Genomic DNA, 16,077 nt, shown 5'->3' on the forward strand with positions numbered 1-16,077 from the left:
TAGTAGGCTATCATTATATGTACATACGATGTCATAGGAGATGAGTATTCGATGCAAAAAGTTACGGCTATCCTGCTCGGCGCAGGTGATCGAGGGGCGCAAGCATACGCGCCGTATGCGCTGAATTATCCGCATGAATTACAAATTGTAGCAGTCGCTGAGCCCAATGAGGATCGACGCGGTGCCTTTACTTCCGCACATCAGATTGCGCCAGAACACGCTGTTGAGAATTGGGAGCAGCTGCTTGCACAGCCGAAGCTGGCGGATATCGCTATCATTTGTACACAGGATCAAATGCACTATCAGCCAACGCTACAAGCGCTGGAGCTTGGTTATCACGTTTTGCTGGAGAAACCGATGTCTCCTAGTCCCGAAGAATGTGTGGAAATGGAGCTCATGGCAAAGAAGCACAACAGGCTGCTAACCATTTGTCATGTCTTGCGTTATACGGCCTTCTGGACGGCAATGAAACGAGTGATTACAGAAGGTAAAATCGGGCAAATCGTCAATATTCAGCTCAATGAAAATGTCGGTAACATGCATATGGCACACAGCTTTGTACGCGGGAATTGGAATAATTCCGATAAATCTTCTCCTATGATATTGGCCAAATCCTGCCATGATATGGATATTCTCTCCTATATCATGGGCGAGCCATGTGAGCGTGTCAGCTCTTTCGGGTCGTTGATGCATTTCAAAGAAGAGAATGCGCCTGCGGGAGCGCCTGCGCGCTGCTTGGACGGCTGCCCAGCTGAAATGAGCTGTCAGTATTACGCTCCTAAATATTATTTGGGCGCAGGCCGACGTTGGGCGCGTAAATTTACTACAGATACGAGCAATGAAGGCATAGTTGAAGCACTGAGAACGACGCCATACGGGAAGTGTGTGTATCGCAGCGATAATAATGTCGTTGACCACCAAGTCGTCAATATGGCGTTCGCGAGCGGTGCGACAGCGATGTTCAGCATGTGCGGATTTACTCGTGATAACACGCGAATTCTGCAAATCATGGGCACGAAGGGCGATCTTCGCGGCAATATGGAAGAGAATGAATTCACTATTCATGACTTTGTGACGAATGAGAAGACAACCGTGCGTGTGCATGCATCAGAAGAGGGGCATAACGGGGGCGACGCGGGCATAGTGCGTAGCTTTTTGAGCGAAGTCAGAACATACAACGGCGGAGAAAGCAGCTCTTCCGCATCGGCATCGGTACGAAGCCATCTGATGTCGTTCGCTGCCGAAGAATCCCGCTTGAATGGCGGTAAGCCAATAGCGATTGAAGAGTTCTATAATCGACTTGTTACGGTATAAACAAAACGCAAGCGGCCAGTGAGACTGGCTGCTTGCGTTTTTTAGGAAGACGGATAGTAAATGAGCGTCTTATACACAGCTTTGCGATCAGAAAGATTCGTATACGTATGCGGACGATCTGCTGTGAAGTGGATCGCGTCGCCAGGCTGAAGAATGTAGCTTTCCTGTGCAATGGAAATTTCCAGCTTTCCTTCGACCATGAGAATATACTCTTCGACACCCTCATTATGAGGCTCAGAAGCATGGGTGCAGCCTTGCTCCATCTCTACGGTGTAGATTTCAAAACTTTTTTGCGGATGGAAAGGGAAAAGGGGATAGGCGCGATATTGGCCGTCCTCCTCATCAAAGGAAGAAAGATCTTCGGAACGGACAACGGTAATCTTCGGTTCGTCATCCTCAATCAAGCTTGTAAAGGAGATTTGTAGTCCGCTCACAATTTTCCATAAAACGGAGATGGTGGGGTTAGAATCTCCCCGCTCAATTTGACCCAGCATGGCTTTGCTGACCCCTGTCAATTCTGCAACTTGATCTAAGCTTAAACCTCTTGTTTTCCGTATGCTCAGCAGCTTTCTGCCTACCATTTTGTGTATCGGTTCCTGCATCAAAGTGACTCCTTTTGTTCAACTTTTGTCCGTAAAAATCGCCTATTTACAATATAACATACATTCGTGTACTATGGTATATATAGACAGTAAAACGCACGTATGTGTATTATATTGCATATTTGTCCTAGGAGGAATAAAGATGGGCGCAACGATGATAGGGTTGGTTAAAGAACACCGAGGCCCCGGTGCTACACTGAAAGAAGTTCCCGTTCCCGCGGTTGGCGAAGATGAAGTACTCGTTCACATTAAGGCGACTTCCATCTGCGGAACGGATCTGCACATTTACAATTGGGATGCTTGGGCTGACAAAACCGTGCTAACCCCGAATGTGTTTGGGCATGAATTTGCCGGCATCGTTGTCGATATCGGGGACCGCGTACGTGGCGTTAAAATCGGAGATCATGTTTCAGCAGAAGGACATATGATTTGCGGCACCTGTAAGGCTTGCCGGACAGGAAATGGGCATGTGTGCCCGAATACCAAGAGTTTTGGAATTACCGCTCCAGGTTGTTTTGCCGAATATGCGGTGGTGAAAGCAAGTAATATTATTCATAATACGCCAGAATTGCCTTTTGAAATTGCTTGTTTGCAAGACCCGCTAGGGAATGCTGTTCAAACCGTTTTGTCCGGAGACATTGTGGGTAAAACAGTTGCTATTATCGGCGTAGGACCGATTGGCCTGCTTGCCATTAAAGTAGCAAAAGCTTGCGGAGCCGGAGCCATTTATGCGGTAGATATTAATCCAAACCGATTAAAGATGGCATTGCAAATGGGGGCAGATGTGACGATAAACGCTATGGAAGCGCGTACATCTGAAGAGCTGCGCAGACTGACGGATGGCGAGGGCGTTGAGGTTGTGCTTGAAATGTCTGGGAACCCGGTGGCGATTGCTGATGCATTTGAAGCTGCGGCCAATGCGGGCCGAGTATCCTTGCTCGGTATTCCCACGAAAGAAGTAAGCTTGGACGTAACGAATCATATTATTTTTAAAGGCTTAAAAGTTGAAGGTATCACAGGCCGTAAAATGTACCAAACCTGGTACCAAATGAAAGGTTTATTGAACCAACATCGGGTTGATCTTGCTTCGGTCATCACCCACAGATTCACATTGGATCAATACGAGGAAGCGTTCCGTTTAATGCATGAAGGGCAATGCGGGAAAATCGTGTTTACTCACTAAAATATAGGCTTGGAGGGCAAAGATGAATTACTTAAACGATTTGGCGGCAGATATTGAAGGCTGGAAGCGTGATGGACGTTACCGCACGATAAAAGTATGGGAAAGCGGCTCTGATACATGGATGAATTTGAACGGGCGCAGAATTCTCCAGATGTCCTCCAATAATTATTTGGGATTGACTCATCATCCCAAGTTGAAGCAAGCAGCGATTGCGGCTATCGAGAAATACGGTGTCGGCAGCGGGTCCGTTCGCACCATTACGGGGACGCTGGATATCCACGAGCAGCTGGAACAGGAGCTGGCTGCCTTCAAAGGCACGGAAGCGGCACTTGTGTTTCAATCCGGTTTTACAACGAATCAAGGCGCATTAGCTTCGATTCTTGGTGCAGATGACGTGGTCATCAGCGATGAATTGAATCATGCGAGTATCATTGATGGCATTCGTTTGACGAAGGCGAGCCGTAAGATTTACGCCCATAAAGATATGAATCAGCTCGAAGCCGTGCTGAAAGAAACACAAAAGCACCGCAAGCGCGTTGTTGTGACGGATGGTGTATTTAGTATGGACGGCGATATTGCGCCGCTGCCTGAGATTGTTCAATTGGCAGAAGCTTATGATGCCATTGTGTATGTCGATGACGCCCATGCGAGCGGCGTATTAGGTACGAACGGCAAAGGCTCAACCGATCATTTCGGACTTCATGGACGCGTTCACATTCAGATCGGGACACTTTCCAAAGCGATTGGCGCCGTTGGTGGGTATGTAGCCGGTGCGCAATTGCTGAAGGAACATTTGATCCATACGGCACGGCCGTTCCTGTTCAGCACTTCGCAGACGCCAGCCGTAGCAGCCACATGCTTGGCGGCGATTCAGGTGCTGCGCGAGAGCGAGGACTTGGTAACCAAACTATGGGAGAATGCCAATGGATTCCGTAGTGAACTACAGCGTTTAGGCTTCGACACAGGAGCTAGTGAAACGCCGATCATTCCAATCATTATCGGAGATCCAGCATTAACGATGCGTTTCTCGGATCGCTTGCTGGAAGAAGGTGTCTTCGCGCAAGGGATTGTCTATCCAACCGTAGCCATGGACAAAGGACGTGTACGCCTGATTGTAACAGCGCAGCATACGAAAGATGATCTGGCGTTTGCTTTGAACAGCCTGCAGAAGGTAGGCAGGGAGTTTGGATTGGTGTAAGGATTTTCTGCGCTGAGGAAACAAACCGCAGTTGGTAATTCCATAGCGTAATTCAAAGTGCCGCGTTGATCGCGGCATTTTTCTAGTTGATAGTAACTGATATACGAAAGGTGCAATAGAATTTTTTTTATGAATTTTAAAGGAAACAACTGACTCCAGGAAGAACTGTACATGATAGATTACTTCCTTAGTAATCATATAATGGAGGATGCAACGATGGCCATTATCGAGCAGACAATCTTCAATTCAGTTGGAAACAAGATTATTACTAAGGATAAAGAGATTCTTATTGTCGGCAAAATGGTTGAACCGCTTATTTTAATATTGGACAATGTATTAAGCTTTGCAGAATGTGATGCGTTGATTGACTTGGCAAGTAACAGAATGAAGCGAGCTAAAATCGGAGGATCTCACGTAGTAAGCGATATTAGAACAAGCAGCAACATGTTTTTTGAGGAAAGAGAAAATGAAATGATTGAAACAATTGAGACCAGAGTTTCAGAACTGATGAATATACCGATTTCACATGCGGAGCCGCTGCAAATTTTACACTATAAAACAGGGGAACAGTATCATCCTCATTTCGACTATTTTACATCCGAAAATGTAGTAAACAACCGCATCAGCACACTTGTGATGTATTTAAATGACATGGCAATAGGCGGTGAAACGTATTTCCCTTCGCTTGGATTGGCCGTGTCGCCGAAAAAAGGCAGTGCTGTTTATTTTGAATATTTTTATAACGATTCTCGCTTAAATGAACTAACCTTACATGCAGGAAATCCGGTAGAGGTCGGGGAAAAATGGGTAGCAACCCAGTGGATGAGAAGACAAAGACATCGCAATATGTAAAGAACGAGGGTGGAGTATGCAGCGATGCAGCTCCTCCTTTTCATTAAACGAGAGGTTAGTTGTACTGGTAATGGGAAAAATGGAAAGTGAGTTTATTTTAGGAGGGAACAACATGGAAGTCTTCCAAGATTATTTAGCTCGTATTGATAACCCTGATCACCGTGACCGAACTGAAGAAGTTTTGGCTTGGGTTGCTAATAAATTCCCGAATTTAGTACTGCTAATGAAGTGGAATACGCCAATGTTTTCTGATCACGGTACATATATCATCGGCTTTTCCACAGCGAAGCATCATTTGAGCGTTTCACCCGAAGAAGTAGGCATAGCGCACTTTGCAGATGACATTGCACAAGCTGGTTATAGCGTTACCAAAGGCTTGTTTCGAATTCCGTGGAATGAGCCGGTAAACTACGAATTACTTGAGAAAATGATCGAGTTTAATATTTTGGATAAGGCACAATATTCAACTTTTTGGAGAGTAAAATAGGATATCTCTTAGAGGCTTATAGAGCCACGACAGACCAACCGCGATATGGATGAGTTTCTCACTTCCCGCATATAGATGCTCTCATAAGCAGTTATTGACGACTCCGAAAGGGTGATCACTTATGAGAGCATGGGAAGTGCGCAAGTCTAAGCCGCGGCTGTATCCGTTTCCGGTTCAGGTCCTTAGGCCAAACCACAGAGCTATAGCTGCGCAGACTGTCAATTTTTCGATCATAGGCGACAGTCATGTCGGCTATTCGAACAGCTTGAATATTTTCAAAAGCATATTGCCCAAAGCTGTTCGTCAAGGGAGTACGCGGTTTGTTATTTTTGGCGGGGACAACAAGCATGGGTCGAAGGGTTCTCAGGCGGACAGCGATTACCTGGCGTTCAGGGATGCTGTGACGAAAGTGCTCGGGACCGACATTCCGTATAAGGCGTCTATCGGGAATTGGGAGGACGACACGAGGGAGCAGTTCCGGAATTATCTGAATTCGGTGCTCGGGATGATGAATTTTCCGGGAACAGGCGGCAAGGTGAAGTATGTCTGGCTTGACAACGCACCAGGCAAGTTCAGTTATGCAAGCATCTCCCTGCTGAGGTCGCTGAGTGCTAACTATTACTACATTTTCGATTGCCACTGGCCGTTACGCGTAAATGGCATTACAGTGGACTCCTCGCATGTGCTAAGTGCAGAGGAGACAGGGCATTTTTTCAATGCGATTCCGCTAGGCGTCCGGGATAAAGTGCTCGGCATTTTTACGCATCATGCGCACACGTTCTTTGAAAATACCTCCACCATCTACACGGGATTTACCAAAACAAGATTCTATGTCTGCGGCTGTTCCGGCGCGTACAACTGTCGGTGCAACAGCTCCGCCTGCGGGAGGGGGTACTACAAAGCGTCGCTCACTCTTCAAGGTAACCAGGTCACTCTCGGCAGAGTAACGCCTGGCCGAGTGTGAGCTTGCTGCCACTTCCGGAAGGGAGGACTATGTTGCTTTTGAACTTTGCGGAATAGAAAATCAGTTTCTCCTATATAATTAGGTCGATAGTTACAATTTGTAACATAACCGACGAGGAGTGATGGGATTGAGCAAGTTCCGTAAACAAGCATTTATCTTCTTTATTCTTAGTGTGTTGGTGCTTGCTTTCAGCGTAGTTCCAGCAGCTGCTGAAAGTGATGACTATGACATTTATTTGAAACTAGATGGGATTAACGGGGAATCGACAACAAAAGGGTATGAGAAATGGATTCAGCTGAATGATTTTTCGTTCGAAGTGGAAAATAAGGCGACGGTTAGTGCTGGAAGTGGATCAGGATCAAGCAAAGCCGCTGCTCAACCGATTTCAATTAACAAAAATTTTGATGTTGCTTCAATTCCAATCTTTCAGAGTACAGCTAATGGAAAAGCGATAGAAAAAGGTCAAATTGTTTTTGTTAAAAACGTCGGCAATACAAAGCAAGCAAGTCTCACCATCGATTTGGAGAGAATCGTATTAACGAATTTTAGCCTTTATGATACTCATGAGACCATTTCGCTGAATTATGGAGCCATTACGTTTAAATACAATGTTGTTGGTCCTGATGGAAAGACTGCAAGTACGGTAACAGGTGGTTGGGACTTCACGAAAAATCAGAAAAAATAAGCCACATATCTAAGCATTTATTGGGAACGGAATAGGCTGACTTGAGAGGACTGAAAAGGCCTTTTGGGCAGCCTTATTTTCATAACAGCAGCTGGATTATGTAAACTGTACTTCTCGTCTCCGTATCGATATAATTGGAATTATTTCTCAGATGCGGAGGAGGGAAGAGCGATTATGTCTATGGAAGAGGAGGTCATCGTATACTTGAGAGCAGGTTTCCTGATCGTTATGCTGCCCGTGATCGCGGTCGTCATTTTCTTAATGATCAAATTTAAGAGAATGGGCTACGGATGGTTTTTGATCCATCTGGTTTTGTTCTCGATTGGCGCTCTTTGGTGGATACGGTTGCTTGAAAGCAGAGCCATTACCAGTTCTATCTATAATTCTCTGATGATCGCGATGATTGGTATGCTTTGGCTGTTCAGTATGATCTTTTTCGTAAAAGGTTTATTGTCACTACGTAATAAGGGGGCACGCGTGTGATCAAATCGGTGAAAATAGGAATTGTCATAATGGCGGTAGTCTTGCTAGGCTCTGCCTGCTCGGACAAGCTCAGTTCAACCAATAAGTCGAAGGCAGTAGATAGTCAGGCAAAGGCAGCGAATGCTTACACTATAGTTGCAGAAAAGCTGCATACACCTTGGGCGATTCAGTTCGATGGGGAAACGATCTATGTGAGTGAGCGTGAGGGAAATATAGTCAAAATAAGTAATGGCGCTGTGACACGTCAAAAGGTAAAGCTCAACAAGCCTCTGAAGGTTCAGGGTGAAGGAGGCTTTCTTGGTATTCAACTAGCTCCTGATTTCCATGAATCGCGTCAAGCTTATGCTTATCATACGTATGAAGAAGGCGGTAAGATGCTTAATCGAGTCGTCCTTTTGCAGGAAAAAAATGGCGGTTGGGAGGAGCTCAAAGCATTCCTCGAAGGCATCCCTGGCGGTAATATCCACAATGGGGGAAGACTAGCGATCGGCCCGGATAACATGCTATATATTACAACCGGTGACTCGGGAGTCGACAAGCTTGCACAAGAAGTGAAGAGTACCGCGGGCAAAATATTGCGCATGACACTTGATGGCAAAGTTCCATCCGATAATCCGTTTGCAAAGTCTTACGTCTATTCTTACGGTCATCGGAATTCACAAGGGATTGCGTGGGACAAGCAGGGGCGCATGTTTAGCTCTGAACACGGGCCTTCTGGGGACCCTGGCGGGCATGATGAGATCAATCTCATTGAAAAAGGCAAGAATTATGGATGGCCAGTCATTATCGGAAATGCGAAAAAGGAAGGTATGGTGACTCCGCTGTATCAAACTGGAGATACTGCCATTGCTCCATCAGGGGTTGCAATAGATTCGGAGGGGCAATTACTGATCGCTACCTTGATCGGCAAGAAGCTATATAGATTCAATCCTGACACCAAGCAATTAACAACAAAGCTGGAAGGTGAAGGGAGACTGCGTGATGTTAAGCTTCATAATGGGGATATTTATGTGCTAACAAACAACACCGACGGTAGAGGAAATCCTTCAGCGAATGACGACCGTCTTTTGATGCTAAAGAAATAAGGAAGCAGGAAAAAACCTAATCCAAGCAGCTGGTGCTGAACGGATTAGGTTTTTTTGTGGATGAGGTTAGGAGATGGACTTTTTGAAAACAAGTACGGCATTATGGCCGCCGAACCCGAAAGAACTGGAAAGTCCGTAATTGAGCTCAGCCTGTCTGGCTACGAGCGGTACATAATCAAGATCGCACTCTGGATCTGGATTTTCCAAGTTGATGGTTGGAGGGATCATGCCATCTTGTAAGGTTTTGATTAGCGCGACAGCTTCTACACCGCCGGCTGCGCCGAGCATGTGTCCAATCATGGATTTGTTCGCGGTGATAGGGACATCATACGCGCGGCCGCCAAGCAGCCGCTTGATGGCACGCGTCTCCGACAAATCACCGGCAGGCGTGCTCGTCGCGTGCGCGTTGATCGTGTCGAGTTCCTCCGGCGCTAGGCCGGCGTCGGCTAGCGCATCACGCATGGCTCGGAAGGCACCCGAGCCTTCGGGATCGGTCGCCACGATGTGGTAGGCGTCCGACGTTGAGGCATAGCCGATGATTTCGGCATGGATGCGGGCCCCCCGGCGCTCGGCATGCTCGAGCGACTCGAGCACGAGCACGCCGGCGCCTTCGGCGGCGACGAAGCCGTCCCGCTGCGCATCGAACGGGCGACTCGCCTGCGCCGGCGCATCGTTACGCGTCGACAAGGCCGTCGCATTGCCGAAGCCCGCCAGCGCGAGATCGGTGATCGTCGCTTCGGCGCCCCCGGCAATGACGGCGTCTGCGCCTCCGCGCTGGATCAGCTTAAAGGCCTCGCCAATGGCATTGTTGCCAGTGGCGCAGGCAGTTACCGGCGCAAGGGAAGGGCCTTTGGCGCCGAACAAAATGCTGACCTGCGCGGCTGCCATGTTGGCGATCATCATGGGCACGACTGTCGGGCTGACACGGCTTGGTCCGCGGGACAGCAGGGTGCGGTAGTTGTCCAGGATGGTATGAATCCCACCAATGCCTGAGCCAATATAGACGCCAACACGTTCCTCATTCGTTGCGTCAATGGTTAGGCCAGCATCTTCAACTGCCTGCTTAGCTGCGGCAATGGCAAATTGTGTATAGCGATCCATACGTCGGACTTCCCGTTTGCCGACGGCGGCTTCCGCATCGAAATCACGCACCACTCCAGCGATATTGGTTTTATATTCCGATACATCCATATGATCTATTCGTGAAATACCAGAAGTTCCAGCTACGAGATTTTGCCAAAAATGATCTACCTGATTGCCAATTGGCGTAATGACTCCCATTCCGGTGACAACTACACGCTTCATCTACAACGCCTCCTTGAATTTCTTTCATAACTTCTTTAAAGTACCTATTGTAAATAGAATGTCACACTTATTATCCTATTACAAGTTATCGTTTATACTGGTATAATGACTTCTATGTTGAGATGTTGAGGGGGAAAATGAAGTGAATACGAAGGAACGGCTGCAAGCACTTTCCGCGTTTTTGACCACTCATCGGGCAAGGCTTAAGCCTAGCGATGCTGGACTTCTAGGCGGCAGCCGAAGACGTACGCCTGGCCTCCGCAGGGAAGAAGTGGCGGCGATTGCTGGCGTGAGCACTACCTGGTATACCTGGTTGGAGCAGGGGAGAGAAATCAAAATGTCGGCCCAAGTCCTGGACCGAATCGCCATTGCATTACAGCTGAACGAGGATGAGAGGCAATACTTGTTCATGCTGGCACTTGAACAGCCGGCGCCAACGACTATTGTTGATCAGGCACCAACGGTTTCTCCTTCGTTGAGTAGAATTTTGGAGAAGCTTCATGATTGTCCCACCATTATTTCGGATCGCAGATGTAATATTGTGGGTTGGAATCAAGCGGCGGCAGCTGTGTTTTTGGATTTTGCACTGATTCCGCTTGAAGAGCGAAATCTCATTTGGCTGCTTTTTACAAGAAAAGAATTAAAAGCTTTGGCTGTGAACTGGCGTGATTTTGCGATGGGCTTTTTGGCGATGTTTCGCTCCTACTACGGGCAATATCTAGGTGATAATTGGTATAGCGAATTTATTGAGCGCATTAGCGGTGAGAATCAGGATTTTCGGACATTTTGGAATCAGAGTGATGTGAGCAGCGCTCCGGAAGTGTTCATCGAATTTCGTCATGCCAAGGTAGGGAAGCTTCTATTTGACTTGACGACATTGCAGGTGCAAGGTCGAGCTGATTTAAGATGCAGTGTGTATACAGCGTCGCCCGGTTCGGATACTGATTCTAAAGTAAAGTTGTTAATGAGCAAAATTTAGTGAGTGTGGATGATGGAGGATATGAGGCAGTCGATTAGAAAGATGGACGAGAAATCCGGCTCGGAAGCTGTATTAACAGGAAAATCTACCGTTAATCTGCGCTGCACCGGCCCGGGAAACGTGATAGCAGGAGAAAATACTGCTATTTCGTCGATTGCAACCCGGATGCATGAAATCCAGTCCGATTAGCGGTAGAAATTCCAGTTAATTGGATAAAGGTGGATCAGATGCGGAAATTAGCAGGAGGATTCGGCGTTATTTACAAGAAATCGATCCACTCGGCAGCCCAGTTCTTTCGAGATAAGTCATAGCGGAATTCTCGCGGTTTTATGAAATTTGTTACTGTCGGGTGAGGTGGAAGTTGGCTGTATGATGAGTAGAGAGATGGGATAGTGTGGGATTCGTAAAGCAGCTAACACCAAAGCCTGACGCAGTTTGACCCGTCAGGCTTATATATTTATTGCGCCGCAGCAACCACAAACACAAGTAAAGGAACGCTATTCAGCGTTCCTTTTAAGCAGCTATATTTACGAATGAGATAGTTTTTTATCTTCACGTTCCAGTGCTTTCTGCTGCTCTTTGGTGAAGGTACAGCGAAGTTTGGCTAATCCCGTATGTTCGTTGACGTAAATGATTCTAACAATGCCATGAATCGATTTCAGTTGTTTGGTCCATTCTTTTGGATCGAACATGAACATCAACTCCTTATGAAAACGCTTTATTCTTATAATTTATCTTATGTGCGTGGGACAAGTTTCATGCCTGAGGTATGGAAATGCTAAAAAAGAGGCATTCTGGATAGTAATGACATGATTGTACGGTGGGTGAAAATGTTGAAAGTAGAAAAGGGTCAATCAGCAATATGTTCGTATTGTGAAGAATCAGCAACATTTCGAATTGGAAACGACAAGTACGCGCTGCATGCTTGCGATCGTCACGAAGATTCTGCGTATAACGAGTTCGATTTCGTGAGCGGGGAGGACTCGTGGCGAATCATTTCCTTGGCGTCGCACGGCTTTCCTGAACAGGCAATCATTTAAACAGGAGGGATTCCCATTCGTTTATATCACTTGAGCTACATTCTTTTTTTTAGTGCTGTACTGCTTGCAGGTATTATCGGAATCGCTTGGTTAGTTTTTCATCGCAGAAAAAGAAAAGCGCGTTAAACTGTATGGATTGTAACCATAGTTTAGTTTATGCCAAAGAACCTTCATATTCCACTAAACTAGTGGGATTGGAGGTTCTTTTGTATCTAGCGTGTACACGCGTAGTTCAGCGGACACCTTTCATAAGGCCTTGTATTTTTGGAGTCAGCAGAAAAAGGATCAAACTAAGGACCAAAGCAATCACACCGATGATGCCGAAATACAGCATTTCCGAGTCTGCCGAGTAAAATTTCACAATCTGCGCATTGATGGCCTGAGCCGCGGCATTCGACAAGAACCACAAACTCATCGTCTGGGCTAAAAAGGCAGCCGGCGCTAACTTAGTCGTAGCCGAGAGGCCAACAGGAGATAAGCACAGCTCTCCGAGCACGACAATGAAATAGCTAAGTACAAGCCATGACGGATTGACGAGCGATTCATTGCCGCCAAAATAAGCGGGCAGCAGAATGACGAGAAAGGATAAACCAGCCAGCAGCAAACCGAGTGAAAATTTGGTCGGGATGGAAGGCTGGCGATCTCCGAGCTTGACCCAAAGCCACGCAAAGATCGGTGCAAATACGATAATAAATAGCGGATTCAAGGACTGGAACCAAGCTGGAGATATATGTATCCCTGCAAAATCAAGCTGTGTCCGCCGGTCCGCATAATTGGCGAGAATGGTTGATCCCTGCTCCTCAATCGCCCAGAACATAACAGAAGCAATGAAAAGCGGGATATAGGCGATAATTCTGGAGCGTTCCATGCTTGTGGTCTTAGGGCTTCTGTACATAACTATGAAATAAAGGGTTGGAATCAATATGCCCAGCAGGCCAATGATGGCGCTAAAGGTCTGGAAAGTGAGATAACCCGTAGGGATCGTCCATGCAAGTAATAGGATGATGATTAAGGCACCTAGTCCGATCCATGTCATGACCTTTGTTTTTTCAGAAGGGGAAAGTGGATTTACGACAAAAGTACCTGCGAGTCCTAAATTTGTTTTCTTCGTAAACATAAAGACAGCTAATCCAAGAAACATACCGACAGCGGCTAATCCGAAGCCCAAGTGGAAATTGTAGTTCATCCCTACAGTACCAACGATCAATGGAGCAAGAAAGCCTCCGAGATTGATACCCATATAGAATATGCTGAATCCTGCATCGCGGCGGGCATCTTCTTCGCTATATATTTCACCGACAATGCTGGATACGTTGGGTTTTAGCAGGCCTGTCCCTAAAACAATAAGAACCATTGAGACGAAAAATAGCGCGACACTTCCTGGTATAGCTAATACAATATGACCAAGCATAATGAAAATTCCGCCATAAAGAACAGCTTTTGAATTTCCAAAAATCCGATCAGACAGCCACCCGCCAATAATGCCGGACATGTAGACAAGTGAGCCGTAAATCGACATAATGGCAAGAGCAGTATTCTCGGCAATTCCCAATCCGCCTTTGGAAACCTCATAATACATATAGTAAACAAGAATTGCGCGCATGCCATAATAGGAAAAACGCTCCCAAAATTCTGTGAAAAAGAGTGTGAATAACCCTTTAGGGTGACCCAGGAAGCCGTTTTGTGGAACACTTGAGACAATCTGCTGTTTTTTATTCAAATCGGACATGAAGCAATCTCCTTTGTATAGCCCAATTTATGAGTCTCCTGCTGTATCCCCACAAGGTAGATTTCCCATGTAGATGCAGTTATAAACTTTTTTAAGGTCCTATTCGAATGAAAGGGGAAATCATGCTAAAATATGCTGCAGCCATCGTTATTACGATCGTCTTAGGGTTAAGCTCAAGAAGGTTCCCAGACGTATTACCTGATTTAATAGTCATAAATGCCGGGGATATCCTTTGGGCTAGTATGATTTACTTTGGGATTCGATTTATTAGCCTGAAAAGATCGTTAGCTTGGGCAGCAGGATGGAGTATTATATTCTGCTTTGGCATTGAATTCAGTCAATTGTACCAAGCGGAATGGATCGTGGAGATAAGAAGGACAGTCGCCGGATCGTTGATCCTTGGCAGAGGATTTTTGACAATTGATTTATTTCGATATGTGATAGGAATTGCTGCAGCATTTGTCATTGACAAGTATGCCTTCCAGCACAGCAAACGTTAATTCGGCTTTGGAGATGATGAAGTGGATATCAAAATAATTCCAAAAGAGCAAGCCTGGCAGCTGCGGCATGAAGTGATGTGGCCGGAGCGTGACCTATCGTATGTGCAACTACTGGATGACGATGAAGGTGTGCATTACGGTCTTTTCGATGGAGAGGCACTTATGTCAGTCATATCGCTATTTATCCATGGCGAGGAAGCTCAATTTCGAAAATTTGCCACGAAGGTGTCCGATCAAGGCAAAGGCTACGGAAGTCATCTGCTTCGCCACATGCTTATGGAAGCTATGAAATTAGGTGTGAAGCGCATTATTTGCAATGCGAGGAGCAACAAGGTCTTTTTTTATGAAAAATTCGGGATGGCAGTAACAGATAAGCAGTTTTCTAAAGGCGGAAAAGATTATGTAGTGATGGAACATTATTTCTAGTTGAGAATAGAAAGGAAGATTCACATGTCTAAAAAGTTGTACTACGATTCTGCCTATATCAGAGAATGGCAAACAACGATCAGCGGTGTTATGGAGAGAGAAGACGGGTATTATGTCCTCTTGGAGGAGACGGCCTTTTACCCGCATGGAGGCGGGCAGCCATGTGATGAAGGGCGAATCAATGGTGTACCTGTCTTGGATGTAATCAGTGAAGAGGAGAATGTGCTGCATAAAGTGGCGAGTCCAGTGGGAGAGGGCGTTGTAACCTGCGAAGTGGATTGGCAGCGAAGGTTCGATCATATGCAGCAGCATAGCGGTCAACATCTGTTATCGGCGGTATGCCGCGATCTCTATCAGGCAATGACCGTCTCCTTTCATTTGGGAACGGACTATGCCACCATTGATGTTGAGCAACCGGAACTCTCACCAAGTCAGTTAGCAGCCATTGAGAGTGAAGTGAATCAGCAGATTTATAAGAACAGAAAGGTCTCCAGTTATTTCGTTACGGAAGAGGAATTGGCTAAGCTGCCGCTGGTGAAGCAACCCAAAGTGACGGAGAATATCCGCATTGTCGAAATTCAAGATGTGGAGTATAACGCGTGCGGGGGCACCCATGTTTCGTCAACAGGTGAAATTGGGATGATTAAGCTGCTGAAAGCGGAAAAGCAGAAGGGGAATACGCGGATTTATTTTAAATGCGGATATCGTGCGCTCCAGGAGTTTAATGATAGCCTGAAGATCTTGGGGGCCCTATCCATCAAATTCAATACTGGCAAAGACGAAATAATCGATCGCTTGGAGAAGTGGGAGCATGAGACGAAACAGCTTCAAGCTGAGCTTGCCCAACTAAAAGAGGAGAACGACACTTATGTGGTAGATGAACTTCTCTCCCATCGTGAAGGGAACCTGATTGCCCGCGTGTTCGAAGACAAGTCTTTGAAAGATTTGCAGAACCTCGCTGGCAAGTTGGCGGTTCAGAGTGATTGCCCAGTGCTGCTGGCTGCCATTGCTGAGAACAAAGTTGTACTAGCAAATAATAACGCAGCGTTATCCTGCGGCGCCTTCTTCAAAGCGAATTTGGCTGCCTACCAAGGAAAAGGCGGCGGAAGCGACAAAATCGCCCAAGCGGGATTTCGTACATGGGATGACACCGCAGCTTTCTTGGAGCACACAAAAAAGCAGCTTAGCGCTATCTGAGTAAGAAGAACAGGCAGCTCACTTCATTGGCTCAGCTGCCTGTTGGCG

19 protein-coding genes are annotated in these 16,077 nt (G+C 46.5%); 15 read left to right on the forward strand and 4 right to left on the reverse strand.

The annotated features are described in order from the left end of the window. Window positions 1-51 precede the first annotated feature (51 nt). Window positions 52-1,314 carry a Gfo/Idh/MocA family protein gene (locus AC58UW_RS22260; RefSeq protein WP_497422789.1) on the forward strand — a complete coding sequence of 421 codons (1,263 nt, stop codon included), beginning with the start codon at window positions 52-54 and terminating at the stop codon, window positions 1,312-1,314. A 41-nt stretch (window positions 1,315-1,355) separates the two neighbouring features. Here the strand turns inward: AC58UW_RS22260 and AC58UW_RS22265 are convergent, their stop codons facing one another. Continuing rightward, a complete protein-coding gene (locus tag AC58UW_RS22265) occupies window positions 1,356-1,916 on the reverse strand; it encodes a helix-turn-helix domain-containing protein (protein ID WP_497422790.1) in 561 nt (186 codons plus the stop codon). A 142-nt stretch (window positions 1,917-2,058) separates the two neighbouring features. Between AC58UW_RS22265 and tdh the strand changes: the two genes are divergently transcribed. The 8 genes from tdh (at window position 2,059) to AC58UW_RS22305 (ending at window position 8,853) form a co-directional block, all read left to right on the forward strand. Further along, window positions 2,059-3,099: an L-threonine 3-dehydrogenase gene (tdh, locus tag AC58UW_RS22270; RefSeq protein WP_497422791.1), complete on the forward strand. Its 1,041-nt coding sequence runs from the start codon at window positions 2,059-2,061 to the stop codon at window positions 3,097-3,099. 22 nt (window positions 3,100-3,121) lie between these two features. Then, window positions 3,122-4,297 carry a glycine C-acetyltransferase gene (locus tag AC58UW_RS22275; protein ID WP_497422792.1) on the forward strand — a complete coding sequence of 392 codons (1,176 nt, stop codon included), beginning with the start codon at window positions 3,122-3,124 and terminating at the stop codon, window positions 4,295-4,297. A 216-nt stretch (window positions 4,298-4,513) separates the two neighbouring features. After that, complete coding sequence (locus AC58UW_RS22280; RefSeq protein WP_497422793.1) at window positions 4,514-5,149, forward strand: 2OG-Fe(II) oxygenase; 636 nt, start codon at window positions 4,514-4,516, stop codon at window positions 5,147-5,149. Window positions 5,150-5,261: 112 nt separating this feature from the next. Then, entirely contained in the window at window positions 5,262-5,636 is a 375-nt protein-coding gene (locus AC58UW_RS22285; protein WP_497422794.1) for an iron chaperone, read from the forward strand. 121 nt (window positions 5,637-5,757) lie between these two features. Continuing rightward, complete coding sequence (locus AC58UW_RS22290) at window positions 5,758-6,600, forward strand: metallophosphoesterase (RefSeq protein WP_497422795.1); 843 nt, start codon at window positions 5,758-5,760, stop codon at window positions 6,598-6,600. A gap of 127 nt (window positions 6,601-6,727) precedes the next feature. Then, window positions 6,728-7,285, forward strand: a complete 558-nt coding sequence (locus AC58UW_RS22295) for an Hcp family type VI secretion system effector (protein WP_497422796.1) — start codon at window positions 6,728-6,730, stop codon at window positions 7,283-7,285. A 174-nt stretch (window positions 7,286-7,459) separates the two neighbouring features. Further along, window positions 7,460-7,768, forward strand: coding sequence for a hypothetical protein (locus AC58UW_RS22300; RefSeq protein ID WP_497422797.1), 309 nt, complete (start codon window positions 7,460-7,462; stop codon window positions 7,766-7,768). Beyond that, window positions 7,765-8,853, forward strand: a complete 1,089-nt coding sequence (locus AC58UW_RS22305) for a PQQ-dependent sugar dehydrogenase (RefSeq protein WP_497422798.1) — start codon at window positions 7,765-7,767, stop codon at window positions 8,851-8,853. The genes AC58UW_RS22300 and AC58UW_RS22305 overlap by 4 nt, the downstream gene beginning before the upstream one ends. A 66-nt stretch (window positions 8,854-8,919) precedes the next feature. On the opposite strand, the gene fabF is transcribed toward AC58UW_RS22305, so the two are convergent. Then, window positions 8,920-10,158 (reverse strand): beta-ketoacyl-ACP synthase II, encoded by a 1,239-nt coding sequence (fabF, locus tag AC58UW_RS22310; RefSeq protein ID WP_497422799.1) that lies wholly within the window; start codon window positions 10,156-10,158, stop codon window positions 8,920-8,922. Window positions 10,159-10,300: 142 nt separating this feature from the next. Here fabF and AC58UW_RS22315 point away from each other — a divergent pair, with 142 nt between their 5' ends. Continuing rightward, on the forward strand, window positions 10,301-11,137 hold the full coding sequence (locus AC58UW_RS22315) for a helix-turn-helix transcriptional regulator (protein ID WP_497422800.1): 837 nt from the start codon (window positions 10,301-10,303) through the stop codon (window positions 11,135-11,137). Window positions 11,138-11,179: 42 nt separating this feature from the next. After that, on the forward strand, window positions 11,180-11,326 hold the full coding sequence (locus tag AC58UW_RS22320; protein ID WP_497422801.1) for a hypothetical protein: 147 nt from the start codon (window positions 11,180-11,182) through the stop codon (window positions 11,324-11,326). Window positions 11,327-11,664: 338 nt separating this feature from the next. Here the strand turns inward: AC58UW_RS22320 and AC58UW_RS22325 are convergent, their stop codons facing one another. After that, entirely contained in the window at window positions 11,665-11,829 is a 165-nt protein-coding gene (locus AC58UW_RS22325; RefSeq protein WP_497422802.1) for a hypothetical protein, read from the reverse strand. Window positions 11,830-11,946: 117 nt separating this feature from the next. Here AC58UW_RS22325 and AC58UW_RS22330 point away from each other — a divergent pair, with 117 nt between their 5' ends. Beyond that, complete coding sequence (locus tag AC58UW_RS22330) at window positions 11,947-12,177, forward strand: hypothetical protein (RefSeq protein WP_497422803.1); 231 nt, start codon at window positions 11,947-11,949, stop codon at window positions 12,175-12,177. A 232-nt stretch (window positions 12,178-12,409) separates the two neighbouring features. Here AC58UW_RS22330 and AC58UW_RS22335 read toward each other — a convergent pair whose 3' ends face one another. Then, entirely contained in the window at window positions 12,410-13,906 is a 1,497-nt protein-coding gene (locus tag AC58UW_RS22335) for a peptide MFS transporter (protein ID WP_497422804.1), read from the reverse strand. A 122-nt stretch (window positions 13,907-14,028) separates the two neighbouring features. Between AC58UW_RS22335 and AC58UW_RS22340 the strand changes: the two genes are divergently transcribed. Genes AC58UW_RS22340 through AC58UW_RS22350 form a run of 3 tightly spaced genes read left to right on the forward strand, consistent with a single transcriptional unit; the run spans window position 14,029 to window position 16,029 of the window. Continuing rightward, window positions 14,029-14,406, forward strand: coding sequence for a ribosomal maturation YjgA family protein (locus AC58UW_RS22340; protein ID WP_497422805.1), 378 nt, complete (start codon window positions 14,029-14,031; stop codon window positions 14,404-14,406). Between the two features lie 21 nt (window positions 14,407-14,427). Next, window positions 14,428-14,832 (forward strand): GNAT family N-acetyltransferase, encoded by a 405-nt coding sequence (locus tag AC58UW_RS22345; RefSeq protein WP_497422806.1) that lies wholly within the window; start codon window positions 14,428-14,430, stop codon window positions 14,830-14,832. A gap of 24 nt (window positions 14,833-14,856) precedes the next feature. Beyond that, a complete protein-coding gene (locus AC58UW_RS22350) occupies window positions 14,857-16,029 on the forward strand; it encodes an alanyl-tRNA editing protein (protein ID WP_497422807.1) in 1,173 nt (390 codons plus the stop codon). Window positions 16,030-16,077 lie beyond the last annotated feature (48 nt).

The organism is Paenibacillus sp. J22R160 (assembly GCF_059692135.1).